Origin of the sequence: Mesorhizobium sp. BAC0120 (assembly GCF_033542235.1) — a bacterium.
GTDB lineage: Bacteria > Pseudomonadota > Alphaproteobacteria > Rhizobiales > Rhizobiaceae > JAWRCU01.
The window spans coordinates 599,346-625,356 of the sequence record NZ_JAWRCU010000003.1 but is presented as its reverse complement, the minus strand read 5'-3'; the positions used below and the strand labels follow the sequence as shown (position 1 = coordinate 625,356).

The window sequence follows — 26,011 nt, the reverse complement described above, 5'->3', positions numbered from 1 at the left end:
TAGACCCTTCGGGTTTTACGTAAACGTCAAAATTTGTGTGCCGTTGCCGCGTTTGCCGTTGGGTGTGGCGCGAGGTGCAAAATCAATCACATTGTCCAGCATGAACCCTTCCGAGCCCATGCTATCGGATAATGGGGAGAATAAACGCCGTCGGTTCGGAACTGGGCAGGCTGAGGAGGGCCGATGTCCGAAATTGAGATCAAGCTGCTTGGGCCAGGCGATGCGGCTTTATTGCACAAGGTTGCCGAGGGGGTGTTCGACGAGCCCGTCGATCCGGCGCGGGTCGCCGCCTATCTTGCCGAGCCAGGCCATTACATGTTCGTCGCGCTGCACGGTGGCGCCGTGATCGGGCAAACGGCGGCAGTCGTACACCGCCATCCCGACAAGTCGACGGAACTCTATGTCGACGAGGTCGGCGTCGCGCCCCCCTACCGGAGGCAAGGCATCGCAAGAAAGATGCTCGAAGCGATGTTCAAGCATGCCAAGGCGATCGGATGCGAAGAAGCCTGGGTCGGCACGGAGCGAAACAATCTGCCCGCGCGCGGCCTGTACGAGCAGCGGCGGGCAAGCGGCGATTGCGAGGCGGAACCCTTCGTCATGTACGTGTTTCGCTTGTGAACGAGCGAGTGGCAGGGGCATCTGCCGCCGTGGCAGCCTCCTCGCCATGGCGGGCGGCCCAGGTATCGAGCCAATCCTTGCCTTGCATCTCGATCAACCTCGAGGCTGTGCGCTCGAACTCGAAGGCTTCAGTCCCGCGCTTGCCGACATAGAGTGCGTCAGGTGGCGCTTCGGCGCTGACCACCAGCCGGGTGCCGTGATCGTAAAGCGTGTCAATCAGCAGGATAAACCGCTTCGCCTCGTTGCGTTTGGCCTCTGCAAGAACGGGAATGTGGTCGATGAAGATCGTGTCGTAGCGGGCGGCGATCGCCAGATAGTCGCGCGCGCCGAGCGGCACCTCGCAAAGCTCGTGAAAGGTGAACCGGGCGGCCCCGCCGGCCGCATGTGGCACGACGACATGGCGCCCCTTGACGACGATCTCGTCGGGCGCCGTCTTCGCACCGCGGGTCATGGCCGCCCAGGCCCTGTCCATCATCCGGTCTGTGGCGAGCGTGGCGGGTGCCATATAGACCTGGATGCCGTTCACCTGCTCGAGCCGATAATCCTTCTCGGCATCGAGGGCAAAAACCTCGGCATTTGCCTTCAATATCTCGATGAAGGGCTCGAACAGCGCCCGGTTGAGACCGTCGCGATAGAGGTCTTCGGGCGCGACGTTGGAAGTTGCGATCAGCACGACGCCGTTGGCGAATAGTGCCGAGAACAGCCGCGACAGAATCATGGCGTCGGCAATATCGGTCACCGTGAATTCGTCGAAGCAGAGCACCCAGGCCTCTTCGGCAAGCGCGCGGGCGACCGGCGGGATCGGGTCCTCCTCGCGAGTTTCGCCGCGCTTCAGCCTCTCGCGATGCCTGTTGATGCGGTCATGTGCGTCGGCCATGAAGTCGTTGAAATGGACGCGCCGCTTGCGCCGCACCGGCACCAGCCCGAAGAACAGGTCCATCATCATGGTCTTGCCGCGGCCGACCCGACCATGGATGTAGAGCCCGCGCACCGGCGTCTGGCCATTGCGGCGCTTGGCGAAAAGCCAGCCGAGCGAACTCGATTTGGTCAAAATGCGCTTCTGTGAGAGATCTTCGATGAGTCGATCGAGCGCACGCGCCAGCCGCTCTTGCGCAGCATCGCGGCCGATCTCCCCGCGCGCGACCATGTGATCGTAGCGTTGGGCGACGGTCACACGGGTTTGCAGGCCCTCGCGAAGATGCATCGGTCCAGCTCAGGCGGCAATTATGCGGGGAGCGTCTCTCAGCGAGACAGCGAGATCGGCACGCCGCTCGACGTCTGGCCATCGAAGCGTTCGCCGCCGCTCGAATAGAGGCGAGCGAGCACGCCGCCATCGGCGTCGTAGAGTGCGAGCTGTTTGCCGGACACGTTCCAGGATTTCACGCCGTCCAGCGGTGCCGGGCAGCGCAGAGGGCCGGCGCGGTAGCCGGCGCCGAACTTGGTCTGCGGGGTCGCTACCTTGCAGCTCTGGCCGGAGACCGTGGCATTCCAGACACCCGCCACGCTTGCCGTGGTGACGTCGGCGGCATTCGCCGGCGGGGCGGCTGCGGCGGGCGGCGTCGCGGCCGCAATATCGGTGCCGGTGCCGGGGGCAGTCGGGAATTGCGACGGGTTTGTGCCGGGTGCGGCGGGCGGCGGCAGCTGGTTGGAGCTGACCGTTCCGGATGGGGCAGGCATCAGCGGCGCCGGCTGGGAGGCGGCAAGGCGTTCGGACGTGCTGCAGCCGCTTGCAAAAAGCGCCGCGAGTGAAACTGCAATGAGGCCGCCTCGCGAAAAAGTCATTCCCAACCTCCGTCGGGGCGGATCGCCCCGCATGAAATCACTGTCACCAAAAAAGGCGATATTGGCGAAATTGCAACTCCATATGGTTAAAATACTGTTTGCGACGGTAACAAAGCACATTCGGCGCGGTGCCGGATCGAAGCCCGGACGCAGGCCGGCTGCGCATTCCGGACCCGCCTCGGTCTTGCCCGGCGGCTTTCGACCATGCGGAACCCTGGGACCGGGAAGGCGTTGATCCATCAACGCTTTTATCACCGGAGTGCCCGCATGCTCAAATGGATCCTTGTCCTACTCATCATCGCTGCCGTGGCGAGCCTGCTCGGCTTTCCTGCGCTCGCTGGCGCAGCAGCGACTGGCGCAAGGCTGCTGATCGGCGTGGTGCTCGTCCTGTTCCTGCTCGTCCTGTTCGGCCTGATCGCAGTTACCTGAACGCGCGACCCGTGGCAGCGCTGGCAATCTTGCCGGCAGACGCGACGGTCCTTACAGGCGCTAACCGAAAGCGGAGGCCATGAGTTTCTTGTGCTCTTCGATTTCGGCGAAAAGCCAGTCCAGAAACTGCGCTATTCCCGGCCTGTTTCCGACGCCCGGACGCTGGTGCAGATAGTAGCCGGCCGGGTAGTCGTGATACGCCTCGAATGGCGCGACCAGCCTGCCCTGCTGCAAAAGGTCCTGCGCCATGATCGTGTCGGCAAGGGCGATGCCGGTGCCGTTCGCCACTTCGCGCATGATCAGCGTGCAGTCATGCAATATGGTGCCGCCCTTGCCGATCTCGCCGGCCACGCCCTCCTGTGCCAGCCATCGCTCCCATCGCCTGGTCTCACGTTCGTGGATCAGATGGTGGTTGAGTAGATCCTGCGGCGTGCGCAGCGGCTTCGGTCCGTTCAGAAGGGCGGGGGCGCAGACCGGCGTCAGCAAGAGCGGAAGCACCAGCTTCAGGGCCGGGCTGATCTTTTCGTTGAACTCGTCAATGATGGCCAGGTCGAAGTTCGAGCGCTTACCTGCTGTCGAAATCTCGAGATCGATCGACGGATGCAGGCGGCGAAATGCCGGCAGGCGATCAGCCAGCCAAAGGTTCAGGAATGTCGGCTCGCACATCAGCTTGACGCGGCTGCTTTTCCTGTTGCTGGCCCCGTCCACATCCTCCGTGGCGCGCCGGATCGCCTCGAACGCCTCGGAAAGGCTGTGCGCGTAATAAGAACCCGTCGCGGTCAAGGTTATCTGCCGGTAGCCGCGATCGAACAGCTCCTGACCGAGGCTCCTTTCGAGAGACCTGATGTGACGGCTGACTGCCGAGGGCGTGAGCCGCAGTTCTTCCGCCGCATCCTTCACGCTGCCAAGGCGTGCCGCGGCTTCGAAGGCACGCATGCCGTTGAGTGAGGGTAGGGCCATAGGATGGACCATGATCTTTCGACTGATTTTTTGTCAATCGAGACGGTCATAAATCGCGTTTGAACAGACTGTCTCCTTTTGAATATCGGAAGAGCAGCTTCGTTAGCTGGGAAAGCCTTTCCGAGGCTTGTATCCGCAGCGGTGAGGGTGAAAGCTCTTATGCCCCAATCTCCAGCGACTGTTTTCGAGACCGCGGCCGCACTTCCAGACGACGCTCCCGTCGTCGTCGTGCTCAAGGCTCTCCGGCAGGGTTTCGGAAAGCAGACAAGCGCCTTGGATACGAAGACGGGCGGAACGCTGTCGCGCGCCTGCACGGCTCCCGGTTTCTCTGGCAAGAGCGGCGAGTGCCTCGACATAGTGGCTCCGAACGGTCTCGCCGCGCGGCGTGTCGTCGTGCTCGGCCTCGGCGATCCGGTGGCCATGACGCCGCTTTCCGTGACTCGCGCGGGCGCCGACCTGGCGGCCTTCCTGGAAAACAAAGGCGAGAACGACACCACAATTGTCGTCGACACGATCGAAAACGCGGCCCTTGCTGATGCGGAGCTTGCTGCCCGGCTTGCGCTCGGCATGCGCTTGAAGCGATATCGCTTCGACTTGCGCAACAAACGGCCCGGAGCTGCCGCCGAAGCTGGCTGGGTGGTCCGGTTTGCCGGCCTGCAAGGGAAGGATTGCGGCGCTGCCCTGACGCGCATGAACGCGGTCGCGGACGGGGTCGAATTCGCCCGCACCTTGGTGAACCTGCCAGCCAATATCCTGCACCCAGGCAGCTTCCTCGAACATCTGGGGCCGCTGCGCGAGGCTGGAATCGAGATCGAAACTCTGGATGACACGGAACTGAAGCGGCTGGGCATGAACGCGTTGTTGGCGGTCGGATCCGCTTCCGTGCATCCGCCCCGCGTCATCGTGTTGCGCTATCGCGGCGAGAATGATCCCGGCGAGCCGCTGGCTTTCGTGGGCAAGGGCGTCTGTTTCGATTCCGGGGGCTTGTGCGCCAAAACCGGGCCGCAGATGTTCGACATGAAGGGTGACATGGCCGGCGCTGCGGCTGTTGCCGGCCTGTTGCTGGCGCTCGCCCGGCAGGGCAGCAAAGTCGATGCCGTCGGCGTGCTCGGCATCGCCGAGAATCTGCCCTCCGGCAAATCTTATAAATCGGGCGACGTCATCACCACCTTGTCGGGGCAGACGGTGGAGGTGTTCGATACGGACTGCGAGGGCCGCATGCTGCTGGCCGATTGCCTCTATTACACGGCCACGCGGTTCAAGCCGTCCGCGATCGTCGATCTGGCAACTCTGACCTATTCTGTCATGCGCGGCCTGGGCAGCGTTTTCGCCGGCCTCTTCAGCAACGATGATGCGATCGCTTCGAGCATGATCGCTGCGGGTGAGGCGGTCGGTGAACGCTTCTGGCGCATGCCGCTGGACCATGCTTATGACGAGGGGCTGCAGTCGCCTCTGGCTGATCTGCGCCAGCATGCGCGCAATCTCGAGGATGGCGATGCGCCCTATGCCGCCGCATTTCTGCGCAATTTCACCGACAATAGGCCCTGGGTGCATCTCGATATAGCCGGCAAGGAGTTCTCCGACGCCGACGGCCCGCTGGGAAGGCAGGGCGGCACCGGTTTCGGCGTGCAGATGCTGGAACAATGGGTTTGCGCTGTCGAAGCGGGAAAGCGGGCGATTGCCGCTTCGGACACGGCTATGTAGCTTGCGGCTTGGAGAGGTGGGGGCGGTGACGTCTATCAAGAGTACGGAAGGGCGCGCCAAGTTTGGCGCTTACGAGACCTGGTATCGGATCTCCGGAGAGCTGGGCGCCGGCAAGCCGCCGGTGGTGATCCTGCATGGCGGCCCCGGCGTCGCCCACAACTACGTCGATTCCTACAAGCTTCTGGCGCTCCAGGGGCGTGCCGTCATCCACTACGACCAGATCGGCTGCGGCAACTCCACCCTCTTGCCGGAAAAGGGCGCCGACTTCTGGACCCCGCAGCTCTTCATTGACGAGCTCGAGAATCTTATCGACCATCTGGGCATCCGTCCCGCCTTCCATGTGCTCGGCCAGAGCTGGGGCGGCATGCTGGGCGCCGAATATGCCGTGGGGCGGCCGAAGGGCCTGACATCGCTGACCATCGCCAATTCGCCGGCTTCGATGAAGCTATGGGTCGAGGAAGCCAACCGGCTGCGGGCCGACCTGCCCACGGACGTGCAGGACGCGCTGAGCCGGCATGAAAAAGCCGGCACCACGAGCGATCCGGAGTATCAGCAGGCGACGATGGCCTTCTATGAGCGGCATGTCTGCCGTGTCGTGCCGTTCCCGACCGAGGTCACGGAAAGCTTCGACCAGGTGGCCCGCAATCCGACCGTCTACAATGTGATGAACGGGCCGAACGAATTCTTTGTGATCGGAACGCTGAAGAACTGGAGCATCATCGACCGCCTTTCGGCGATCGAGGTGCCGACCCTGATCATTTCCGGCCGCCATGACGAGGCGACGCCGGCGACCGTCCAGCCCTACAAGGACGGCATCAAGGGGGCTCGCTGGGAGATATTCGAACAGTCCAGCCACATGCCGCACGTGGAAGAAAAGGAAAGATGCATGCAGGTCGTGGGCGAATTCCTCGACCAGCACGATCGTTGAAGAAGAAGGGGAACCAAATGAAGAAATTCGTATTGGCGGCAGCCGCCGCGTCTCTGTTGACCTGCGCATGGCAGGCGCCCGCCAGCGCGGAATACCTACAGGACCACCGGGGCGGCACAATGCGCCTGCTGGCGCGCTCGGCCGCCGGCACGCTCGATCCGCACATCAACTACACGCTGCAATATTGGCAGATCTTCCAGCCGCTTTATGACGGCCTCGTCGCCTTCCGCAAGGCTGACGGCAAAGACGGCTTCAAGATCGTCGCGGATCTGGCCGAAGACATGCCCCAGGTGAGCGACGACGGCAAGACTTTCACCTTCAAGTTGCGCCAGGGCATCAAGTTCTCCAACGGCCAGGACGTCACCGTCAAGGACGTGGTGGCGTCGTTCCAGCGTATCTTCAAGGTTTCCGGTCCGACTTCCGGCACCTTCTATTCCGGCATCGTCGGCGCCGACAAATGCCTTGCCGACACCAAGAGCTGCACGCTCGAAGGCGGCGTGGTCGGCGATGAGGCGGCAGGCACGGTGACCATCCACATCGTCAAGCCAGACGCCGAGTTCATCGACAAGCTGGCCATGCCGCACGCGGTGATCCTGCCGGCAGACACGCCCACCGAAGATGTCGGCTCGAACCCCATCCCGGGCACGGGCGCCTACATGATCTCCGCCTACGACCCGAACAAGGGCATGACGATGGCCCGCAACCCGCATTTCAAGCAGTGGAGCGAGGAAGCGCAGCCCGACGGCTATCCGGATGTCGTCCAGTATGATTTCGGCCTCACAGAGGAAGCCGCCGTGACCGCCATCCAGAAGGGCGAGGCCGACTGGATGTACGACCAGCCGCCGACCGACCGTCTCGTCGAGCTCGGCACCAAATACATGGATCAGGTGCACATCTCGCCGTTGACGGCATGGTGGTACGCGCCCCTCAACACCCGACTGGCGCCGTTCGACAATGAGAAGGCGCGGCAGGCCGTGGCCTATGCGGTGGATCGCAACACGCTGGTCAATCTGTTCGGCGGCAAGGTGCTTGCTTCGCCGGTCTGCCAGGTGCTGCCGCCGGACTTCCCCGGCCATGTAGACTATTGCCCGTTCACCAAGAACCCCGGTGCCAAGTGGTCGGCTCCGGACGTGGAGAAAGCCAAGCAGCTCGTCGAGGAGTCTGGCACCAAGGGCCAGAAGGTCACGGTGATCGTCGAGGACACCGCCGTGTCGCGCTCAATCGGCGTCTACCTGCAGAGCGTGCTCACCTCGATCGGCTACCAGGCCGACGTGAAGCCGATCTCGCCGAACCTCCAGTTCACCTATATCCAGAACACCAACAACAAGGTGCAGATGTCGGTCAGCCAGTGGTACCAGGACTATCCGGCGGCCTCGAACTTCCTGAACATCCTGTTCGGCTGCGACTCCTTCCGCGAGGGCTCCGACGCTTCGGTCAACATCTCCGGCTTCTGCGACAAGGGCATCGACGCCAAGATGAAGCAAGCGATGGATCTGGGCGTGACCGATCCGGATGCAGCCAACAAGCTGTGGTCCGAGGTGGACAAGGAGGTGACCGACAAGGCGGCGGCGGTGGCCCTGTTCACGCCCAAGCACGTCGACTTCGTCAGCAAGCGGCTCGGCAACTTCAAGTTCAACGCCCAGTTCTACTGGATCGTCACCCAGGCGTGGGTGCAGTGACGCTGTGTTGACGGATCGCTCTCGTGTCGAGTGACGTCGTAGCTGTGCCGCGCAGGACGCGGGGGCCCTGGGCCCTCGCTTTTGCGAAGCTGACGAGGAACAGGGCTGCCATGGCGGCCCTGATCGTCTTTCTCCTGATCGTGATCGCATGCCTCAGCGCCCCGCTTTATGCGCGGTGGGCCGGCGTTGATCCCTTCGTGTCGACGCTCGACGCGGTGATTACTATCGACGGCCAGGACGTGCCGGTGATGGAACAGTCCACGGAAGGTCTGGGGCTGGGCTACACGCCGCTCGGACCTACCTGGCGGCTCGGCAATTATTTCCTGGGTGCGGACAATCAGGGCCGGGACGTGATGGCCCGCCTGCTCTACGGGGGGCTCAATTCGCTCCTCATCTCCGCCGCGGCGACCGTGCTGACGCTAATAATCGGAACGGCGGCCGGCCTGATCGCCGGCTTTTTTGGAGGTGTGACGGACACGGTGCTGTCGCGCTTCCTCGACATTTTGTGGGCCTTTCCGATCTATCTTTTGGCGATCTCGCTCTCCATCGTCACGATCGCGCAGGGCATCTCGCTGGGGCCGATAACGATCGAGTCCGGCAGCCTGTGGCTGCCCATCATCATCATTGGCATCGTCTATGTCCCGTATGTCGCGCGGCCTATACGCGGGCAGGTGCTGTCGCTGAGGAATAGCGAGTTCGTCCTGGCCGCCATCAATCTGGGCGTGCCGGGGCCAAGGATTCTGTGGCGGGACATCCTGCCCAACATCACCACTACGCTCATCGTCTTCGTGCCGTTGATGATGGCGCTGAACATGCTGACGGAATCGGCGCTTTCCTTCCTGTCGATCGGCGTGCAGCCGCCCGACGCGAGCTGGGGGACAATTATTCAGGATGGACAGTCCCTGCTCTACACGCGTCCGCTTGTGGCACTGGCGCCGGGCATCGCCATCGCTGTTTCGGTGATGGCGCTCAACGTCTTCGGCGACGGTCTGCGCGACGCGCTCGATCCGCGCTCCAAGGTCCGGTTGGGGCGCGACTGATGATCTATGCGATCCTGCGCCGACTGGGCCAGATGCTGTTCGTGATGTTCGGCATCTCGGTCATCGTATTCCTGATCTTCTTTGCCACTCCGGGCGCCGACCCGGCGGCACGCATTGCCGGCCGCAATGCATCGCCCGAGGTGCTGGAAGCGGTGCGACACTCCTTCGGCTTCGACCGGCCGCTCTATGTGCAGTATGCGCTGATGATGAAGAAGATCTTCGTCACCGGCGATCTCACCTCGTTCGTCAATCGCGGCTGGAAGGTTGTCCCGGCCGTGCTGGACTCCGTTCCCGTCACGCTTTCGCTGGTGTTCGGCGCGGCAGTGCTGTGGGTGGTATTTTCGATCATTATCGGGGTCGTCGCCGCGGCCACGCGCGATAGCTGGCTGGACAAGCTTCTGATGGCGCTCGGCCTGCTGGGCATCTCCATGCCGGTTTACTGGCTGGGCGAGGTGATGAACCTGTTCACGCAGAGCCGCTACCACGACACGTGGCTGTTCTCCTGGGTGCCGCCGCTCGGCTACAAGAATTTTTCCGACGACCCGAAGGGCTGGTTCCTGACGCTGGTGATCCCGTGGATCACGCTCGCTATCCTTTATATCGGTATCTACGGCCGGGTGCTCAGGGCAGCGATCATCGAATCCATGCAGGAGGACTACATCCGCACTGCCCGTGCCAAGGGCCTGTCGGAAACCAGCATCCTGCTGCGCCACGCGCTACGCACATCCTTGATCGCGTTCGTCACCCTGTTCGGATTGGATTTCGGTGCGTTGGTGGGCGGTTCCGCGCTGTTGACCGAGGTCGTCTTTGGTTTGCAGGGCATCGGCAAGCTGACTTACGACGCGCTGCAGAGCCTGGACCTGCCGATGATCATGGCCACCGTCATGTACGCTTCCATGTTCGTGGTGATCTCCAATGCGGTGGTCGACTTCGTCTACATTGTCCTCGATCCGCGTGTGAAGACCGCATGATGCTCTCGGTGCGCGACCTCAGGGTGTCCTTCCGCACCGACGACGGTGTGGTGCGGGCCATCGACGGCGTCTCCTTCGACCTGGAGGAGGGGGAGATCCTTGGCGTGGTTGGCGAATCCGGGTCGGGCAAGACCGTGTCGCTGCTGGCTGTCATGGGGCTCATCACCGATCCCAATGCGGTGATCGAAGGCTCGATCCGCTACAAGGGGCGCGAGCTGGTAGGGCTTCCGGCGCGCGCGTTGCGGCGCTTGCGCGGCAACGAGATTGCCATGATCTTCCAAGACCCGATGACGGCGCTGACGCCGGTCTACACTATCGGCTGGCAGATCGCCGAGCAGATCCGCACTCATCAGCGCCTCAGCAAGTCCGCGGCTCTGGAGCGCGTTGAAAGTCTGCTGGCGGAAGTGAATTTCCCGAACCCGCGCGAGGCCATGTCGCGCTATCCGCACCAGCTTTCGGGTGGCATGCGCCAGCGAGCGGTGATCGCCATGGCGTTGTCCTGCAACCCGGCGCTGCTGGTTGCGGACGAACCCACCACCGCGCTCGACGTTACCGTGCAGGCGGGCATCCTCGATCTCGTCCGGAAGCTGCGGGCGACCCACAATTCGGCGGTGGTGTTCATCACGCACGACATGGGCGTGGTTTCCGAGCTCGCGGATCGGGTGATGGTGATGTATGCCGGCCGCATCGTGGAGCGTGGCAGCCGGGCGGACCTGTTCACCGATCCGTCGCATCCATACACGCGGGCGCTGCTCGGCTCGATCCCCCCGCTCTCGGGCGAGAGGCCTCTGCGCCTGCCAGCCATTCCCGGTTCTCCTCCCTCCCTTTTGCGGCTGCCGAAGGGCTGTGCCTTCGCGCCGCGCTGCCCGGTGCGCTACGAGCCTTGTGATGCGAGCAAGCCTGACCTCGCCGGACAAAGCCATGCCGCCGCATGTTTCCGGATGGCGCAAGCATGAGCGAACAGATGACGGGCAAGGATCGGCCCATTCTCGAGACGCGTGCCTTGAGCAAGCGCTTTTCCATCGGTACCCGCTTCTCTTCCGAAGGGCGTCGGGTGGTGCATGCCGTCGACAATGTATCGCTGACCGTGCGGCGCGGTGAAACGCTGGGCCTGGTTGGGGAATCCGGCTGCGGGAAGTCGACATTGGCGCGCTGCCTGGTCCGGCTCTACGACATCACGGACGGCCAGCTCCTGTTCGAAGGCGACGACGTCACGTCGAAATCGCTGAGCGATTTGAGGCCACTGCGCCGCCGCCTGCAGATGGTCTTCCAGGACCCGTCGGCGTCGCTCAACCCGCGCCGCCGCGTCGGCGATCTGGTTGCCGAGCCGCTGCATATCCACACCAAACTCAGCGCCGCCGGAATACGCGAACGTGTGGCGGAATTGTTCGAGCTGGTCGGGCTGCTGCCGGATCACGTGGTTCGCTATCCGCATGAATTCTCCGGCGGCCAGCGCCAGCGCGTCGGTATCGCGCGCGCCATCGCGCTCAATCCGGACCTCGTGGTGCTGGACGAGCCTGTCTCGGCCCTGGATGTGTCGGTGCAGGCGCAGATCGTCAATCTCCTGGCCGATCTCCAGGACAAGCTGGAGCTCACCTATATCTTCATCGCCCACGATCTGTCGGTGGTGCGTCAGGTCTCTACGCGCATTGCGGTGATGTATCTCGGCTCGATCGTGGAAGAGGGGCCCTCGGAAGAGGTGTTCGCAGCCCCAGCGCATCCATATAGCCAAGCTCTGATTTCGGCGGTACCGGTGGTGGAGACGACCCCAGGCGGGCGCCGCAAACGCATTATCCTGTCGGGTGATGTGCCAAGTCCGCTCAAGCCGCCTGCAGGCTGCCGCTTCCATCCACGCTGTCCGATTGCGCAGGATCGTTGCCGCACGGAGCGCCCGGCGCTGGTCGAGCACAAGCCCGGCCGGAAGGTTGCGTGCCATTTCCCGGTGCTCGAAATTGCGCAGCCGACAGGGAAGGCCGCCTAAGCATCCCGGTTGGCTGGCCACGTCGGCTCTTGCACTCTCCGACCGGGCCCGATCACAGTGAACTGAGGCGCGCGATCCGTCGCAGCGCTGGCAATTCCAACCCTTTTCCGCCATATAGGCCCCGAACGCAGTTGGGAGCCACGGAATTGGGCACGGCAGCGCCTTTCGCCAAGATGAACGGGGCCGGCAACGAGATCATCGTCGCCGATATGCGCGGCCGTGCGGACCGCGTCACGCCGGCTGCGGCGATCGCGCTCAACGCGGATCAGGCGACCAGGTTCGACCAAATCATGGCGATCCACGATCCGAAGAGGCCTGGTACCGCCTATTTCATCGAGATACTGAACTCGGACGGCTCCGGCGCGCAGGCCTGCGGTAATGGGACGCGCTGCGTGGTGCAGGCGCTCGCCGCGGATACCGGTCAGAGGCTGTTCACCTTCGAGACAGTCGCCGGCATCCTCAATGCGGAAGAGCATGCCGACGGGCTGATCTCGGTCGACATGGGCGTGCCGCGTCTTGGCTGGCAGGACATACCGCTCGCCGAAGAATTCCGGGATACGCGCGCCATCGAGCTGCAGATCGGGCCGATCGACGCGCCGGTGCTGCACTCGCCTTCGGTCGTCTCCATGGGCAACCCGCACGCCATCTTCTGGGTCGATCGTGATGTTTGGTCATACGATCTCGACCGCTTCGGCCCGCTGCTCGAAAATCATCCAATCTTCCCGGAGCGCGCCAACATCACCATTGCCGAGGTGACGGCTCGCGATGCGATCACGATCCGCACCTGGGAGCGCGGAGCGGGTCTGACCAGGGCCTGCGGCTCGGCCGCCTGTGCAACCGTGGTCGCTGCCGCTCGTACCGGCCGCACGGAACGCAAGGTCGCCCTGACTGCGCCGGGTGGCCTGCTCAGGGTCGAATGGCGTGCCGACGATCATGTCATCCTGACCGGCCCCGCCGAATGGGAATTCTCCGGCACGTTCGATCCCGCGACCGGTGCCTGGGCGCGCGACGCGCAGGAAGTGGCCTGATGGCAGTCGACATCGTCACATTCGGCTGCCGGCTGAACACCTATGAATCCGAGGTGATGCGCCGCGAGGCGGAAGCCGCCGGCCTTGATGGGCTGAAGGACGGTGCCGTGATCTTCAACACCTGCGCCGTGACGGCCGAAGCCGTTCGCCAGGCTAGGCAATCGATCCGGAAAGCGCGCCGCGAGAACCCGACGGCGAGGATCATCGTCACCGGCTGTGCTGCGCAAACCGATCCGAAGAGCTTCGCCGCGATGGCCGAGGTCGACCTCGTGCTCGGCAACGAGGAAAAGCTGAAGGCAAGCAGCTACCGCGCGCTGCCGGATTTCGGCGTCAACGACACCGAGAAGGCGCGCGTCAACGACATCTTCTCCGTGCGTGAGACGGCCGGCCATATGGTCGACGCGATCGAAGGGCGTGCCCGGGCCTTCGTGCAGGTGCAGAACGGCTGCGACCACCGCTGCACCTTCTGCATCATCCCCTACGGCCGCGGCAATTCACGTTCGGTGCCGATGGGCGCGGTCGTGGAGCAGGTGAAGCGGCTTGCCGGCAACGGTTATGCCGAGATCGTGCTCACCGGCGTCGACCTGACGAGCTACGGCGCGGACCTGCCCGGCAGCCCCAAGCTCGGCAGGCTGGTGAAGACGATCCTCAGGCAGGTGCCGGACGTCAGGCGGCTGAGGCTGTCGTCCATCGATTCGATCGAGGCCGACGGCGACCTCATGGAGGCGATCGCTACCGAGAAGCGGTTGATGCCGCATCTGCACCTGTCCCTGCAGTCCGGCGACGACATGATCCTGAAGCGCATGAAGCGCCGGCATCTTCGCGAGCATTCCATCGGCTTCTGCGAGGAGGTGCGCAGGATCCGGCCGGACATCGTCTTCGGCGCCGACATCATCGCCGGTTTCCCGACCGAGACCGAGGCTATGTTCGAGAACTCGCTCAGGATCGTCGAGGAATGCGGGCTGAGCCATCTCCACGTCTTCCCGTTCTCGCCGCGCGAGGGAACCCCGGCTGCGCGCATGCCGCAAGTCAGGCGGGAGGTGGTCAAGGAGCGCGCCGCGCGGCTGAGAAGGGCCGGCGAGGCGGCCTATCACCGGCATCTGGAATCCCTCATGAGCACACGGCAATCGATTCTCGTCGAGCATGACAATATCGGCCGCACGGAAGGGTTTACGCCCTGCGCGGTCGAGCAGGGCCGTCCGGGCGAGGTCATCCAGGGGGTAGTCACCGGCCATGACGGCCAGCGGCTGATCGCCGCCACGCTGCCTGCGCTGGCTGCCTGAGGCGACGGTTCAGCGATGGCTTTAGGCTTCATCAAGAAGGTCTTTTCATTTGGCCGCACGGAGGCCGAAGAGCGGCCGGCGGAAAATGAGACGCTTCCGCCGCTCAATTTCGAGGCGCTCAAGGCCCTGAAAGATCAGGAGCCGCGAGAGCCGATCCAGCCCGAACCGACCCCCGCCGAACCGCCGGCGCCGCCCGAGACTCCGCCGGCTCCGACGCCGGAGACGCCTGCAAAGCCGGAGCCCGAGGTCGTTCCACAGCCGACGCCTGCCGAGCCCACGCCGCCGGAAGTGCCCGGCAAGCCCGCGCCGTCTCAGCCCGAGGCGCCGGTGCCTGAGCCGACCCCTGTCGAGGTCCCGGCGCCCGCACCACCCCCGCAACAGCCGCCCGGCCCGGAGCATGTGCCGGAAACCCCAAGCCCTCAGCCGACGCCTGCTCCGCCGGAAATCCCGGCAGTGCCGTCGCCGCAACCAGGCCAGCCTGAGCCGACAGATTCTGCCACAACGCCTCTGCCCCCCTCTCCCCGCAGGCGGGGAGAGGGGGGCAGCAGCGTCGCAGCCGACCGCCAAAGTCACTGTCGCCAAGAAAGTTGAGGCTCAGGCTCAGCCGGCGCCCCGAGCCCCGACGGCGGCGCCGCGGCCGAAATGGTTCCAAAGGCTGCGGGAAGGCTTGTCGCGCTCGTCGCGGGAGCTTTCCTCCAATATCGCCGGCGTGTTCACCAAGCGCCGGCTCGATGAGGACACGCTGCAAGACCTGGAAGATGTGCTGATCCGCGCCGATCTCGGCATGGAGACGGCGCTGCGCGTCACTGACGCGCTCGCCTCCGGCCGCTACGGCCGCGACGTCTCCGACGGCGAGGTCCGGGCAATCATGGCCGAAGAGGTCGAGAAGGTCCTGAAGCCGGTGGCGATGGCGCTGGAGCTCGATCTTTCGCACAAGCCTCATGTCATTCTGGTGGTCGGCGTCAACGGCACCGGCAAGACGACGACGATCGGCAAGCTCGCCGCCAAGCTGGTGCAGGGCGGCCTCAAGGTGACGCTGGCCGCCGGCGATACATTCCGTGCCGCCGCAATCGAGCAGCTCAAGATCTGGGGCGAACGGACCGGCTCTACGGTCGTCGCCTCGAAGCTCGGCGCCGATGCGGCGGGGCTCGCCTATGACGCGTTCGAAAAGGCGAAGGCAGAGGGCTCCGACGTGCTGATCATCGATACTGCCGGCCGGCTGCAGAACAAGGCTGAGTTGATGGCGGAGCTGGAAAAGATCGTGCGCGTGCTCGGCAAGCTCGATCCGGAGGCGCCGCATACCGTGCTGCAGACCGTCGACGCGACAACCGGACAGAACGCGCTCAACCAGGTTGAGATCTTCCGCAATGTCGCCGGTGTCAACGGCCTGGTCATGACCAAGCTGGACGGCACGGCACGCGGCGGCATACTTGTTGCGATTGCCGCCAAGTACAAGCTGCCGGTCTATTTCATCGGCGTCGGCGAGCAGGTCGACGACCTCGAACCCTTTTCGGCCGGCGATTTCGCCAAGGCGATCGCTGGGGTAGGTTGAAGCTTGTCGATGCCAGCGCTCTACGTTGCCCCCCTCTGTCCTGCCGGACATCTCCCCCACAAGGGGGGAGATTGGCCTTCATTTTTGGCGGCGCGCACTCTGCAACGTTGGCTATTGGCGAAAATAAAGCGGCCGTCCGATCTCCCCCCTTGTGGGGGAGATGTCCGGCAGGACAGAGGGGGGCGCGACGAACGCAGCCCTTCAGTTCTAGCTCCTTTGCGATCTCGAGGAGAACAAAATGAATGAACCGATCCTCGAACGCGACCCTTCGGACCCAAAGCACAAGGAGGTCAACCCTGTGCTCAAGCTCGCGCTCGAGCTCGGGCCGCTAATCGTCTTCTTTTTCGCCAATGCGCGCGGTGAATGGCTGATGGAGAAGGTCCCGGCCCTCGCCAGCCTGGGTGGACCGATCTTCGTGGCGACCGCGCTGTTCATGATCGCGACGGCGATCGCGCTTCTCGTCTCTTGGTTCGTGATGCGCTCGCTACCGATCATGCCCTTGGTGTCCGGTGTGGTCGTTTTCGTGTTCGGCGCGCTGACGCTCTTCCTCCACAACGACGTCTTCATCAAGATGAAGCCGACCATCGTCAACGCGCTGTTTGCCGCCGTGCTGCTCGGCGGACTCGCCTTCGGCAAGTCGCTGCTCGGCTATGTCTTCGAGTCGGCTTTCCATCTGGATGCCGAGGGCTGGAAGAAGCTTACCTTCCGCTGGGGCCTCTTCTTCCTGTTCCTGGCCCTCGTCAACGAGGTGGTCTGGCGTTCGTTCTCAACCGACACCTGGATAGCGTTCAAGGTGTGGGGGATTATGCCGATCACGCTCATCTTCACCTTCAGCCAGATGCCGCTGATCATGCGGCATTCGCTCGACGACCGTTTCGGCAAGCTGAAATAGACGCCAAGACCATGCGTTGAGCAGCGCAGACGGCGTCTGCCGCCTTATTCAGCACACCTTGCCTAAAGGATGCGCATGGCTCGTTAACCAGCCATGCGCGCGTTGCATTGGTGCATTGCAACAATCCATGTTGCAATGCACATAAACCATGCCAAAATTTCAATCGGTTCAGGGAGGTCAACACGGTCCGTCGGAGGACGGCAGTAAAGGGCTACGACCATGATCTCTAACTTCGTAAAGTACGCAAGAAACCGTGTCGAGAAGCGCATGCGCTACGGCCGGCTCGTCGCTGAAATTCAGAGCCTGACGCCGCGCGACCTGGCTGACATCGGCGCCGATCGCGGCGAGATGCTGCGCCACGCCTATCTCGACGTCTACGGCCAATAATCCAATGTGGGGCGGCTGAGGGCGGGACGCGCAAATGTGTCCCGCCTTTTGCTATGTGCGATCCGGGCCTCGGCCGAACGCCTGCGATCCTATGCTAAAGTGATCTGTCTGATTCCGGATCACAGTGCCTTGCTTCACATCCTCGCCATTTCCGGCAGCCTTCGCGCGGCCTCGACCAACAGCGCCCTGCTTGCGGCGCTGGCGCGCAACGCGCCGCAAAGCTGCCGCCTGACCATCTATGACGGGGTAGGGCGCCTACCGATCTTCAATCCTGACGAGGAGGACGAGCGGACCCCACCCGAGGCGAGACGGCTGATCGAAGCCGTTTCGGAGGCGGACGGCGTCATCGTCTCATCTCCCGAATATGCTCATGGCGTGCCGGGCGGTCTCAAGAACGCCCTCGACTGGCTGGTTTCGAGGGATGCGGCCGTCGGCAAGCCGGCGATGCTCGTTCATGCATCGCATCGTTCGCTTTTCGCGCGCGCGGCGCTGGCCGAGATCATGCGGACGATGTCCTTCGACCTTTATGCCGACACCGAATTGGAAATCGCACTGCTCGGCAAGAAGCCGGAAGAGTTCGATGCCATACTCCAGCTACAGGAGAATGTCGCGAAAATGCGGGCCGCCGTGTCGGTCTTCGTCGGTTTCGTCAACGGCCGGTAGTCAATCCGGGCTAGAGCGGCCGACGCCCCAATAAATCCGGGCTGCCGCTATATCTCTTGCATCGGATTCGTCCGAAAATCGTTTCGCACTTTTTGGTCCGATGCTCTAAGAGGTCGACGCCGCGAACGCCTTCTCGATCTGAGGCATCAGCTCTGTCTTCACCGATTCTTCGGTGAGCGGGCCGACATGCTTGAAAGCGATCTTCCCGTCCTTGCCGACGATGAACGTCTCCGGCACGCCGTAGACGCCCCAGTCGATGCCCGCGCGCCCGGCGGGGTCGACGCCAATCGCCGAGAAAGGATTGCCGAAGCCGTCGAGGAAGTTCTTCGCCTTCTCAGGACTGTCCTTGTAGTTCAGCCCCATAAGTTCGAAGCGGCGGTCCTGCGAGAGCGCCAGCAGCACCGGATTCTCCTCCCGGCACGGCAGGCACCATGAGGCCCACACGTTCAGCACCGTGACCTTGCCCTTGAAGAGCGCCGAATCGAGGCCGGGCAGGTTGGTTCCGGCAAGAGGCTCGAGCTTCGTCTGCGGTGCAGGGTGCCCGATCAGCGCAGAGGGTATCTCCGACACGTCGCGACCGGAGAAAAGCTGCAGCAGGAAGACCGCCGCGAGCGCAGCGAAGACTGCGAGCGGCAGTAGGGCGAGCAGGCGCGATCTTTTGCGCGGCGCGTCGGCACCGAGGCTCACGATGCCCCTCCTGGACGGTCGGAGCGGCGCCGGGCGCCGCTGGCCTCGAGCTGAGCAAGCTCGCGCCGGCGCTCGCGCTGGTCCGCCAGGATCCAGATGATCAGTCCGCCGACCCCGACCAGCGAGCAGAGATAGGCAGCGGCAACGAAGGCGTCATGCGAACTCATGCCGGCCTCGCCTCGTTCCGCCGCGCCTGGATGCGCCGCATCGCCGCCACGCGGCGGCGGAAGATCTCGGTGCGCATCGCCACGATATGCAGCGTAAAGAACAGCAGCGTGCAGCCGAGCGCCATCACCATCAGCGGCCAGAGCATGCTCGGGTCGATGGTCGGACCATTGAGCCGGAACACGGAGGAGCCCTGGTGCAGCGTATTCCACCACTCGACCGAGAACTTGATGATCGGGATGTTGATGAAGCCGACCAGCGTGATCACGGCGACTGCGCGCGCCGCCCGGCCAGGGTCCTCGATCGCCCGCGAAAGGGCAATGATGCCGAGATACATCAGGAAAAGGATGAAGACGGAGGTGAGACGCGCATCCCACACCCACCATGTGCCCCAGGTCGGCTTGCCCCAGATCGAGCCGGTGACGAGCGCGAGCCCGGTGAAGACCGCGCCGATCGGTGCGGCAGCCTTGGCAGAGACGTCGGCCAGCGGATGGCGCCAGACCAGCGTTCCGAGGCCGGCAATGGCCATGATCGTGTAGCAAAGCATGGAAAGCCACGCGAAAGGCACGTGGATATACATGATGCGCACCGTGGCGCCCTGCTGGTAATCCTCTGGCGAATTGAAGGCGAGCCAGAGGCCGGCGGCAAGCACGAGGCCTGACGCCACGGCGAGCCACGGCGCAAAGCGATCGACGAACGCCACGAAGCGCGTCGGGTTCGCCAGATCGACCCAGCTGCTGCGAACAGGTGCGCTCGTATCGCTCATGGGCATTCAAATAGCGTCAGCCATCCTCCTCCGCAATTCACGTTGGTGCGGCAAATTCGGGGCGGCCGGATCGATTCGGCTCAGCCGCCCTTGTGCCGCGCTTTCCCGACAACAAGCTGTTCGAGGATCTCGACGGCCTCCTCGGCCCGCTCGGCAGGCACGAACAGGTGATCGTGATAAAAGGCGGATACGGGATTGACGGCAATGCGAGCCGCGGCAAGCCGAGTGGTGATCACGGAAAGGAAGCCCACCGCTTCAAGCGACGAGTGGACGTCGAGCGTGATCATGCGTGAGCGGAATGTCGTCTTGACGCCGGCGCGGTCCGCTTCGCCTTCCTCTAGAACCAGCGTTGTTCCCTCAGCCTCGATGAAGGTCATCAGAGGATAGACACCGGACGGGACGGCCGTTGCGGCCGGCAGGCTGGCAAAGACGTAGACACCTTCTTCGAGGCGCGGCGTCATGCCCGCCAGTAATTTCTCGAGATTAAATTCACCGGCCATCGGCCCTCCCCGTCAATCGGCTGACCACCGCAGCGCAAGCGCCGCCGCCACCGGTCCGATAACGGCAAAGCCGGCCGACAATGCGCACAGGATCAGGAACGGCGGTAGGAACGGGTCCGGATCGGCGACGGCGGCATAGCTCGCGAGCACTCCGAAGATAAGCACGGGAATCGTCAAGGGCAGAATCAGCACCGATACCATCAACCCGCCGCGCGGCAGCGCGACGGACACAGCGGCGCCGACCGCCCCGATGAAGGTGATGGCAGGCGTGCCGAACAGCAGCGTGAGCGTCGACGCGCCGAGCCCTGCGGGCTCGATGTTCATGAAAAGACCGAGCAGAGGGGTTGCGATTACCAGCGGCAGCACATTGGCCGTCCAGTGCGCAATGCATTTCACGAAAACCGTGAGCGCCAGCATGTGGCGGTCGGCCGCGAGAATCATGAGATCGAGCGCGCCGTCCTCGCGGTCGGCCTGGAAGAGCCGGTCGAGGCCAAGCAGGCTGGCCAGCAGCGCGCCGATCCACAACACTGCCGGCCCGATGCGGGCGAGCAGGTTCAGGTCCGGCCCGATCGCGAAAGGAATGGTGGCGATTACGGCGAGAAAGAACAACACGCCCGTCAGCGCCCCGCCGCCGGCCCGGATGCCAAGGCGCAACTCGCGCAGGAATAGGGCGGTCATGGGGTTGCCCCGCGAAGAGGGAGGCTACTGTTCGGGAGTGTGGGCCCTACGTTGCCCCCCTCTGTCCTGCCGGACATCTCCCCCACAAGGGGGGAGATTGGACGGCCGCCTGGATTTCGCCAATCGCCAGCGTTGGAGATTGGCGAAACCATCAATGACAGCCAATCTCCCCCCTTGTGGGGGAGATGTCCGGCAGGACAGAGGGGGGCGCGAAGGGGCTCACGCATCCGAGACTCTCCCTGCCGCGACAGAACCCAACCTCAACGCCTGCCCCTCCACCCCGAGCGGCTGATGCGTTGCCGCGATCAGAATGCCGCCGGTGCCGAGATGCTCCGTGGCCAACGCCGCGAATGTCTCTTCCGACGCCGAATCCAGCCCGGCAGTGGGCTCGTCGAGCAGCCAGATCGGACGCGAGGCAAGCAGCAGCCGGGCGAGCGCCGCGCGTCGCTTCTGGCCTGTCGAGAGATACCCGAAAGGCAAGTGGCCGAGCCCGCTGAGCCCGACACGCTCGAGGGCATCGGCCATGATCATGCGATTGTTACCAAGGAAGGCCGCCCAGAAGCGCAGATTCTCCTCGACCGTCAGCGCGGTCTTCATGGCATTGAGATGGCCGAGATAATGGCAAGCCGAGGCGACCGTCGGCCATTCTTCGCCGCCCGCCTCGAGCCGCAGCGTTCCGTCTTCCTGCGGCAGCAGCCCGGCAATGGTCCTCAGCAGCGTTGATTTTCCCGATCCGTTCGGACCCGTAACAATCAGCGAATCACCTGGGGCCAGATCGAAATCTATGCCTGAGAACAGCATCTCTCCGGCGCGTCCGCCGCTTAAGTTCTGGGCGATCAGCCGCATCCCCACTCCCAGGCGGCGCGCCGCCGCACAGTGCCTTTTCGCAAAGCGGCAATTTTGCCTCTCATCGATCTGGAATCCTTCTACGAAATTCTCTATGAGCGGGACAACCATGCCAGCGGTCGGCATGGCAACCAATTTGCGCCGAAACCAACGCGGTGCCGGACCCACCGGCGCAGCGCAGGGAACGGAAAGCGGAAATGACCGCACCCGCACCTTTGCGCGTCTGCACTGGCGTTCGTTTCCCTTCGGCAACCGAACATTTAGGGACCGCCACGTGTCAAAATCACTCGACAGCTTCAACTGCAAACGGACACTCACCGTCGGCGGCGCCGAATACTCTTATTTCAGCCTGGTGGAAGCCGAGAAGAACGGGCTCACCGGCATTGCCCAGCTTCCCTTCTCGATGAAAGTGCTGCTGGAGAATCTGCTCCGCAACGAGGATGGGCGCTCGGTCACCAAGGAATCGATCAAGGCGGTCGCAGACTGGCTGACCGACAAGGGCACGGCCGGTGTCGAAATCGCCTATCGTCCGGCACGCGTCCTCATGCAGGATTTCACTGGCGTTCCGGCCGTGGTCGACCTCGCCGCGATGAGAGACGCCATGGCCTCGCTCGGCGGCGATCCTCAGAAGATCAACCCGCTGGTGCCCGTCGACCTCGTCATCGACCATTCGGTCATCGTCGACGAATTCGGCTCGCCAATGGCTTTCGCCCGCAATGTCGAGCTCGAATATGAGCGCAACGGTGAGCGCTACCGCTTCCTGAAATGGGGCCAGCAGGCTTTCCGCAACTTCCGCGTCGTGCCGCCCGGAACCGGCATCTGCCACCAGGTCAACCTCGAATATCTCGCACAGACCGTCTGGACCAACACCGAGGACGGCGAGACCACCGCCTATCCGGACACCTGTGTCGGCACCGATTCGCACACCACCATGGTCAATGGGCTCGGCGTGCTCGGCTGGGGCGTGGGCGGCATCGAGGCCGAGGCCGCAATGCTTGGCCAACCCGTGTCGATGCTGCTTCCCGAGGTGATCGGCTTCCGCCTGACCGGCAAGCTCAGGGAAGGGGTGACCGCGACCGACCTCGTGCTCACGGTCACGCAGATGCTGCGCAAGAAGGGCGTGGTCGGCAAATTCGTCGAATTCTTCGGGCCGGGACTTGGCAATATGACGCTCGCCGACCGCGCGACGATCGGCAACATGGCGCCGGAATATGGCGCGACCTGCGGCTTCTTCCCGGTCGACTCGGAGACGGTGCGCTACCTCACCATGTCGGGGCGAGCGGAGAGCCGCATCGCTCTGGTCGAGGCTTACACCAAGGCCCAAGGCATGTGGCGTGATGCGGATTCGGCCGACCCGGTCTTTACGGATCTGCTCGAGCTCGACCTCGGCGAGGTGGTGCCGTCCATGGCCGGGCCGAAGCGCCCCGAAGGGCGGCAGCCGCTCGAATCGATTGCCTCGGGCTTCGCCAAGGCTATGGAGACCGAGTACAAGAAGGCGCTGGAGGCGACCAAGCGTTACAAGGTCGAGGGGGAAGACTATGATCTCGGTCATGGCGACGTCGTGATCGCAGCGATCACCTCCTGCACCAACACTTCCAACCCGAGCGTGTTGATCGGCGCCGGCCTGCTGGCGCGCAACGCCAACCGGCTGGGGCTGAAGCAGAAACCCTGGGTGAAGACTTCGCTTGCGCCCGGAAGCCAGGTCGTGGCCGAGTATCTCGACAAGTCCGGCCTGCAGAAAGAACTCGATCAGATCGGCTTCAACCTCGTCGGCTTCGGCTGCACCACCTGCATCGGAAATTCGGGGCCGCTGCCGGGGCCGATCTCGAAGACGATCAACGACAAGGGGCTGATTGCGGCCGCGGTTCTGTCGGGCAATCGCAATTTCGAAGGCCGCGTTTCGCCGGACGTGCAGGCGAACTATCTCGCCTCGCCACCGCTGGTGGTTGCCTATGCGCTGGCCGGTAGCGTCACAAAGGACCTTACCACCGAGCCGATCGGGGAGGGCAGTGACGGCAAGCCGGTGTTCCTCAAAGACATCTGGCCGAGCAGCAGCGAGATCGAGGAATTCATCGCCAGGAATGTGACGCGCGAGCTGTTCGCGCGCAAATATGCCGACGTCTTCAAGGGCGACGATTTCTGGCGCGACGTCAAGGTCCCGGAGGGCGAGACCTACGCCTGGGACGACCAGTCGACCTATGTGCAGAATCCGCCTTATTTCTCCGGCATGCATGCCAAGCCGGGCGAGGTCGGCGACATCAAGGGGGCCCGCGTACTTGGCCTCTTCGGCGACAAGATCACCACCGACCACATTTCGCCTGCCGGCTCGATCAAGGCGGCGTCGCCCGCCGGCCAGTACCTCATCGACCACGGCGTCGGCGTCGCCGACTTCAACCAGTACGGCACGCGACGCGGCAATCATGAAGTCATGATGCGCGGCACCTTCGCCAACATCCGCATCCGCAACCACATGCTCGGCGAGAATGGTCGCGAGGGCGGCTACACGATCCACTATCCGTCCAAGGAGGAGATGCCGATCTACGACGCGGCGATGCGCTACAGAGAGGAAGGCGTGCCGCTGGTGATCTTCGCCGGCGTCGAGTACGGCAACGGCTCCTCGCGCGACTGGGCCGCCAAGGGCACCAACCTCCTCGGCGTCCGCGCGGTGATCGCGGAGTCCTTCGAGCGTATCCACCGTTCGAACCTGGTCGGCATGGGCGTCATCCCCTTCATCTTCGAGGAAGGCACGTCGTGGAGTTCGCTCGGATTGAAGGGCGACGAGCTGGTGGAGATCGACGGTCTGCAGCAGATCCGCCCGCGCCAGCGCATGACGGCCCGCGTCACCTACGGCGACGGGTCCGTGAAGAACGTGCCGATCGTCTGCCGCATCGATACGGTCGACGAGCTCGACTACTTCAGGAATGGCGGCATCCTGCAATATGTCCTGCGCGATCTGGCCGCCTGAGGCCGTATCGCGGAGCTGCTGACATCCTCCTCTCCCACGCGGCCGCAGGGGAGGAGGATGCAAGCAGAAGTGTTAACTCCTCGTTTACCATATATCTTCATGGTCCTGCCGATTCCCGGCGGGGTTGCGGAACGCCGTCCCGCCGCATGCCGGAAACACTGGAGGCCGCCCGCAATGATCGCTGAGATGAATCGGATCGAGGCCGCCGCCCGACTCACAATGGCGAATTTCGGCACGGAGCCCAGTGCCGAAGCCGCGCCGTTCGGCAAGACCATTGCCGTCAAACTCAGCCTCGGCCTCGTCTCCTTAGGCGTGATCGGGTTGTTTGCGACCGGCCTTCTCTGAGCTTTGCCGCAGTACGTTGTGGAACCTGTGCGTGCAGTTCGTCGTTTCTTGCGGCGAAAGGCAATTTCGCCATGGAACACATTGCTGCGGTGCTTCTGATCATAGGCTGTTCTGACGACCTCATCCAATGCCACGAACTTCCTGCGCCAACGGCTATCTACGAAGCGAAAGAGGACTGCGACAGTGAGCTTCCTTATTCCCTCGGTGCATTTACAGGGCAGGTCGACCGCCTTTACGCGCAATGCGTTCCAGTCGATCCGGCACTCGAGGAGGAAGACGCTGACCTTGTTTGGGAGGTCCACGGCGACGGGACGTTGGTCGCATCGGTGCGTGCTCCCGTCATGGTTGTGTCAAATTCCCAACGCACAGCGGAGGTGCCGGACAGCAACTAGTTCGAACAGATGCGCTCCTGGCGCAGAAATTAGTAATGCTATTTTTGGAGGGTAGAATGAGGAAATTGATTGTGATGCTTGCCGCGGTAGCTGGCCTAGCGGGCTGTACGAATGCCGAGAGGGGCGCCGTGATCGGCGGAGCCGGTGGCGCCGCGCTCGGAACGCTCGCTGGCGGCAATGATGTGAGAAACGCCATTGTCGGCGGGGCGGTCGGCGCCGTTGCCGGCACCTTGATCGGCAACTCGATGGATAAGCAAGGCTACTGCCGTTACAGGGATCAATACGGTCGCATCTACGAAGCACGCTGTTCCTGAAGCAATTCTTGCCTGAACAGGCGGCCGTCTATCTGCCGTGGTCATTCAACCACGGCAGCGATTTTTCAAGCCAGAAGCCGGCCGGGCATGTCGCGTGTACGGACGGGCGATCAAGAAGGAGCGCACATATGAGGAAATTGCTTTTAACACTGACCATGGTGGGGGCCCTCGCGGGCTGCACCACTGCCGAGCAGGGCGCCGTGGTCGGTGGCCTCGGCGGCGCAGCGATCGGGGGCTTGGCGACCGGACGCACGAGCGGTGCATTGGCGGGCGGTCTGATCGGCACGACTGCCGGCTATCTCATTGGCAGGGCGGCCGACAGGCCGGGCTACTGCCGTTATCGCGACCAGTACGGCCGTGTTTACGAGGCACGTTGCCGGTAGGCGCAAATTCCTAGAGCGGGTGCGCGTCACGTGGATCGCCGGGCTGCTCTAGCTGTCTTGCAGAATGATCATG

The 26,011-nt window shown here is 63.5% G+C and carries 30 protein-coding genes; 20 read left to right on the top strand and 10 right to left on the bottom strand.

The features are described 5' to 3' along the window. Window positions 1-183 precede the first annotated feature (183 nt). A complete protein-coding gene (locus tag SAZ10_RS09875) occupies window positions 184-618 on the top strand; it encodes a GNAT family N-acetyltransferase (RefSeq protein ID WP_318609030.1) in 435 nt (144 codons plus the stop codon). Here the strand turns inward: SAZ10_RS09875 and zapE are convergent. Together zapE and SAZ10_RS09865 are read right to left on the bottom strand one after the other, a co-directional pair. Then, complete coding sequence (zapE, locus tag SAZ10_RS09870; protein ID WP_318609029.1) at window positions 596-1,822, bottom strand: cell division protein ZapE; 1,227 nt, start codon at window positions 1,820-1,822, stop codon at window positions 596-598. The two genes, SAZ10_RS09875 and zapE, sit on opposite strands and share 23 nt — an antisense overlap. A 38-nt stretch (window positions 1,823-1,860) precedes the next feature. Continuing rightward, window positions 1,861-2,400, bottom strand: a complete 540-nt coding sequence (locus tag SAZ10_RS09865) for a protease inhibitor Inh/omp19 family protein (protein WP_318609028.1) — start codon at window positions 2,398-2,400, stop codon at window positions 1,861-1,863. Window positions 2,401-2,667: 267 nt separating this feature from the next. Between SAZ10_RS09865 and SAZ10_RS09860 the strand changes: the two genes are divergently transcribed. After that, a complete protein-coding gene (locus tag SAZ10_RS09860) occupies window positions 2,668-2,829 on the top strand; it encodes a DUF1328 family protein (protein WP_318609026.1) in 162 nt (53 codons plus the stop codon). A 60-nt stretch (window positions 2,830-2,889) separates the two neighbouring features. Here the strand turns inward: SAZ10_RS09860 and SAZ10_RS09855 are convergent, their stop codons facing one another. Then, window positions 2,890-3,801 carry a LysR substrate-binding domain-containing protein gene (locus SAZ10_RS09855; RefSeq protein WP_318609025.1) on the bottom strand — a complete coding sequence of 304 codons (912 nt, stop codon included), beginning with the start codon at window positions 3,799-3,801 and terminating at the stop codon, window positions 2,890-2,892. A gap of 147 nt (window positions 3,802-3,948) precedes the next feature. Between SAZ10_RS09855 and SAZ10_RS09850 the strand changes: the two genes are divergently transcribed. The 9 genes from SAZ10_RS09850 to mtaB all read left to right on the top strand — a co-directional run bounded on the left by SAZ10_RS09850 (window position 3,949) and on the right by mtaB (window position 14,403). Continuing rightward, window positions 3,949-5,493, top strand: coding sequence for a leucyl aminopeptidase (locus tag SAZ10_RS09850; protein WP_318609024.1), 1,545 nt, complete (start codon window positions 3,949-3,951; stop codon window positions 5,491-5,493). 25 nt (window positions 5,494-5,518) lie between these two features. Further along, window positions 5,519-6,421: a proline iminopeptidase-family hydrolase gene (locus SAZ10_RS09845; protein WP_318609023.1), complete on the top strand. Its 903-nt coding sequence runs from the start codon at window positions 5,519-5,521 to the stop codon at window positions 6,419-6,421. Window positions 6,422-6,438: 17 nt separating this feature from the next. After that, window positions 6,439-8,100, top strand: a complete 1,662-nt coding sequence (locus SAZ10_RS09840) for an ABC transporter substrate-binding protein (RefSeq protein WP_318609022.1) — start codon at window positions 6,439-6,441, stop codon at window positions 8,098-8,100. A gap of 23 nt (window positions 8,101-8,123) precedes the next feature. Next, window positions 8,124-9,140, top strand: coding sequence for an ABC transporter permease (locus SAZ10_RS09835; RefSeq protein ID WP_318609020.1), 1,017 nt, complete (start codon window positions 8,124-8,126; stop codon window positions 9,138-9,140). Then, window positions 9,140-10,111 (top strand): ABC transporter permease, encoded by a 972-nt coding sequence (locus SAZ10_RS09830; protein ID WP_318609019.1) that lies wholly within the window; start codon window positions 9,140-9,142, stop codon window positions 10,109-10,111. The genes SAZ10_RS09835 and SAZ10_RS09830 overlap by 1 nt, the downstream gene beginning before the upstream one ends. Further along, complete coding sequence (locus SAZ10_RS09825) at window positions 10,108-11,067, top strand: ABC transporter ATP-binding protein (protein WP_318609018.1); 960 nt, start codon at window positions 10,108-10,110, stop codon at window positions 11,065-11,067. The genes SAZ10_RS09830 and SAZ10_RS09825 overlap by 4 nt, the downstream gene beginning before the upstream one ends. Beyond that, entirely contained in the window at window positions 11,064-12,092 is a 1,029-nt protein-coding gene (locus SAZ10_RS09820; protein ID WP_412535184.1) for an ABC transporter ATP-binding protein, read from the top strand. The genes SAZ10_RS09825 and SAZ10_RS09820 overlap by 4 nt, the downstream gene beginning before the upstream one ends. Window positions 12,093-12,238: 146 nt before the next feature. Further along, window positions 12,239-13,120, top strand: coding sequence for a diaminopimelate epimerase (gene dapF, locus SAZ10_RS09815; protein ID WP_318609017.1), 882 nt, complete (start codon window positions 12,239-12,241; stop codon window positions 13,118-13,120). Continuing rightward, window positions 13,120-14,403: a tRNA (N(6)-L-threonylcarbamoyladenosine(37)-C(2))-methylthiotransferase MtaB gene (gene mtaB / locus SAZ10_RS09810; RefSeq protein ID WP_318609016.1), complete on the top strand. Its 1,284-nt coding sequence runs from the start codon at window positions 13,120-13,122 to the stop codon at window positions 14,401-14,403. The genes dapF and mtaB overlap by 1 nt, the downstream gene beginning before the upstream one ends. Before the next feature lie 134 nt (window positions 14,404-14,537). Here the strand turns inward: mtaB and SAZ10_RS09805 are convergent, their stop codons facing one another. Then, a complete protein-coding gene (locus SAZ10_RS09805) occupies window positions 14,538-14,702 on the bottom strand; it encodes a hypothetical protein (RefSeq protein WP_318609015.1) in 165 nt (54 codons plus the stop codon). Between the two features lie 368 nt (window positions 14,703-15,070). Here SAZ10_RS09805 and ftsY point away from each other — a divergent pair, with 368 nt between their 5' ends. From ftsY to SAZ10_RS09785, 4 genes are all read left to right on the top strand, one after another. Then, window positions 15,071-15,955 (top strand): signal recognition particle-docking protein FtsY, encoded by an 885-nt coding sequence (gene ftsY, locus SAZ10_RS09800; protein WP_318609014.1) that lies wholly within the window; start codon window positions 15,071-15,073, stop codon window positions 15,953-15,955. A gap of 238 nt (window positions 15,956-16,193) precedes the next feature. Continuing rightward, complete coding sequence (locus SAZ10_RS09795; RefSeq protein WP_318609013.1) at window positions 16,194-16,847, top strand: septation protein A; 654 nt, start codon at window positions 16,194-16,196, stop codon at window positions 16,845-16,847. Between the two features lie 219 nt (window positions 16,848-17,066). Then, entirely contained in the window at window positions 17,067-17,234 is a 168-nt protein-coding gene (locus SAZ10_RS09790; protein ID WP_318609012.1) for a DUF1127 domain-containing protein, read from the top strand. Between the two features lie 129 nt (window positions 17,235-17,363). Next, window positions 17,364-17,897 carry an NADPH-dependent FMN reductase gene (locus SAZ10_RS09785; protein ID WP_318609011.1) on the top strand — a complete coding sequence of 178 codons (534 nt, stop codon included), beginning with the start codon at window positions 17,364-17,366 and terminating at the stop codon, window positions 17,895-17,897. 105 nt (window positions 17,898-18,002) lie between these two features. Here the strand turns inward: SAZ10_RS09785 and SAZ10_RS09780 are convergent, their stop codons facing one another. The 6 genes from SAZ10_RS09780 to ccmA form a co-directional block, all read right to left on the bottom strand. Then, on the bottom strand, window positions 18,003-18,584 hold the full coding sequence (locus SAZ10_RS09780) for a DsbE family thiol:disulfide interchange protein (RefSeq protein ID WP_318609010.1): 582 nt from the start codon (window positions 18,582-18,584) through the stop codon (window positions 18,003-18,005). Further along, window positions 18,581-18,751 (bottom strand): heme exporter protein CcmD, encoded by a 171-nt coding sequence (gene ccmD / locus SAZ10_RS09775; protein WP_318609009.1) that lies wholly within the window; start codon window positions 18,749-18,751, stop codon window positions 18,581-18,583. The genes SAZ10_RS09780 and ccmD overlap by 4 nt, the downstream gene beginning before the upstream one ends. Next, window positions 18,748-19,515, bottom strand: a complete 768-nt coding sequence (locus SAZ10_RS09770; RefSeq protein WP_318609008.1) for a heme ABC transporter permease — start codon at window positions 19,513-19,515, stop codon at window positions 18,748-18,750. The genes ccmD and SAZ10_RS09770 overlap by 4 nt, the downstream gene beginning before the upstream one ends. Before the next feature lie 80 nt (window positions 19,516-19,595). Continuing rightward, window positions 19,596-20,015, bottom strand: coding sequence for an ACT domain-containing protein (locus SAZ10_RS09765; protein ID WP_318609007.1), 420 nt, complete (start codon window positions 20,013-20,015; stop codon window positions 19,596-19,598). Window positions 20,016-20,027: 12 nt separating this feature from the next. After that, window positions 20,028-20,693: a heme exporter protein CcmB gene (ccmB, locus tag SAZ10_RS09760; RefSeq protein ID WP_318609006.1), complete on the bottom strand. Its 666-nt coding sequence runs from the start codon at window positions 20,691-20,693 to the stop codon at window positions 20,028-20,030. Between the two features lie 219 nt (window positions 20,694-20,912). Beyond that, on the bottom strand, window positions 20,913-21,539 hold the full coding sequence (gene ccmA / locus SAZ10_RS09755; RefSeq protein ID WP_318609005.1) for a heme ABC exporter ATP-binding protein CcmA: 627 nt from the start codon (window positions 21,537-21,539) through the stop codon (window positions 20,913-20,915). Window positions 21,540-21,813: 274 nt separating this feature from the next. Here ccmA and acnA point away from each other — a divergent pair, with 274 nt between their 5' ends. The 5 genes from acnA (at window position 21,814) to SAZ10_RS09730 (ending at window position 25,938) form a co-directional block, all read left to right on the top strand. Beyond that, window positions 21,814-24,504 carry an aconitate hydratase AcnA gene (gene acnA / locus SAZ10_RS09750; RefSeq protein WP_318609004.1) on the top strand — a complete coding sequence of 897 codons (2,691 nt, stop codon included), beginning with the start codon at window positions 21,814-21,816 and terminating at the stop codon, window positions 24,502-24,504. A 57-nt stretch (window positions 24,505-24,561) separates the two neighbouring features. After that, window positions 24,562-24,849 carry a hypothetical protein gene (locus tag SAZ10_RS09745; protein ID WP_318609003.1) on the top strand — a complete coding sequence of 96 codons (288 nt, stop codon included), beginning with the start codon at window positions 24,562-24,564 and terminating at the stop codon, window positions 24,847-24,849. A gap of 71 nt (window positions 24,850-24,920) precedes the next feature. Next, window positions 24,921-25,241 carry a hypothetical protein gene (locus SAZ10_RS09740; RefSeq protein ID WP_318609002.1) on the top strand — a complete coding sequence of 107 codons (321 nt, stop codon included), beginning with the start codon at window positions 24,921-24,923 and terminating at the stop codon, window positions 25,239-25,241. A 56-nt stretch (window positions 25,242-25,297) separates the two neighbouring features. After that, window positions 25,298-25,555, top strand: a complete 258-nt coding sequence (locus tag SAZ10_RS09735) for a glycine zipper domain-containing protein (protein WP_318609001.1) — start codon at window positions 25,298-25,300, stop codon at window positions 25,553-25,555. Window positions 25,556-25,683: 128 nt separating this feature from the next. After that, window positions 25,684-25,938 (top strand): glycine zipper domain-containing protein, encoded by a 255-nt coding sequence (locus tag SAZ10_RS09730; RefSeq protein ID WP_318609000.1) that lies wholly within the window; start codon window positions 25,684-25,686, stop codon window positions 25,936-25,938. Window positions 25,939-26,011: the final 73 nt, after the last annotated feature.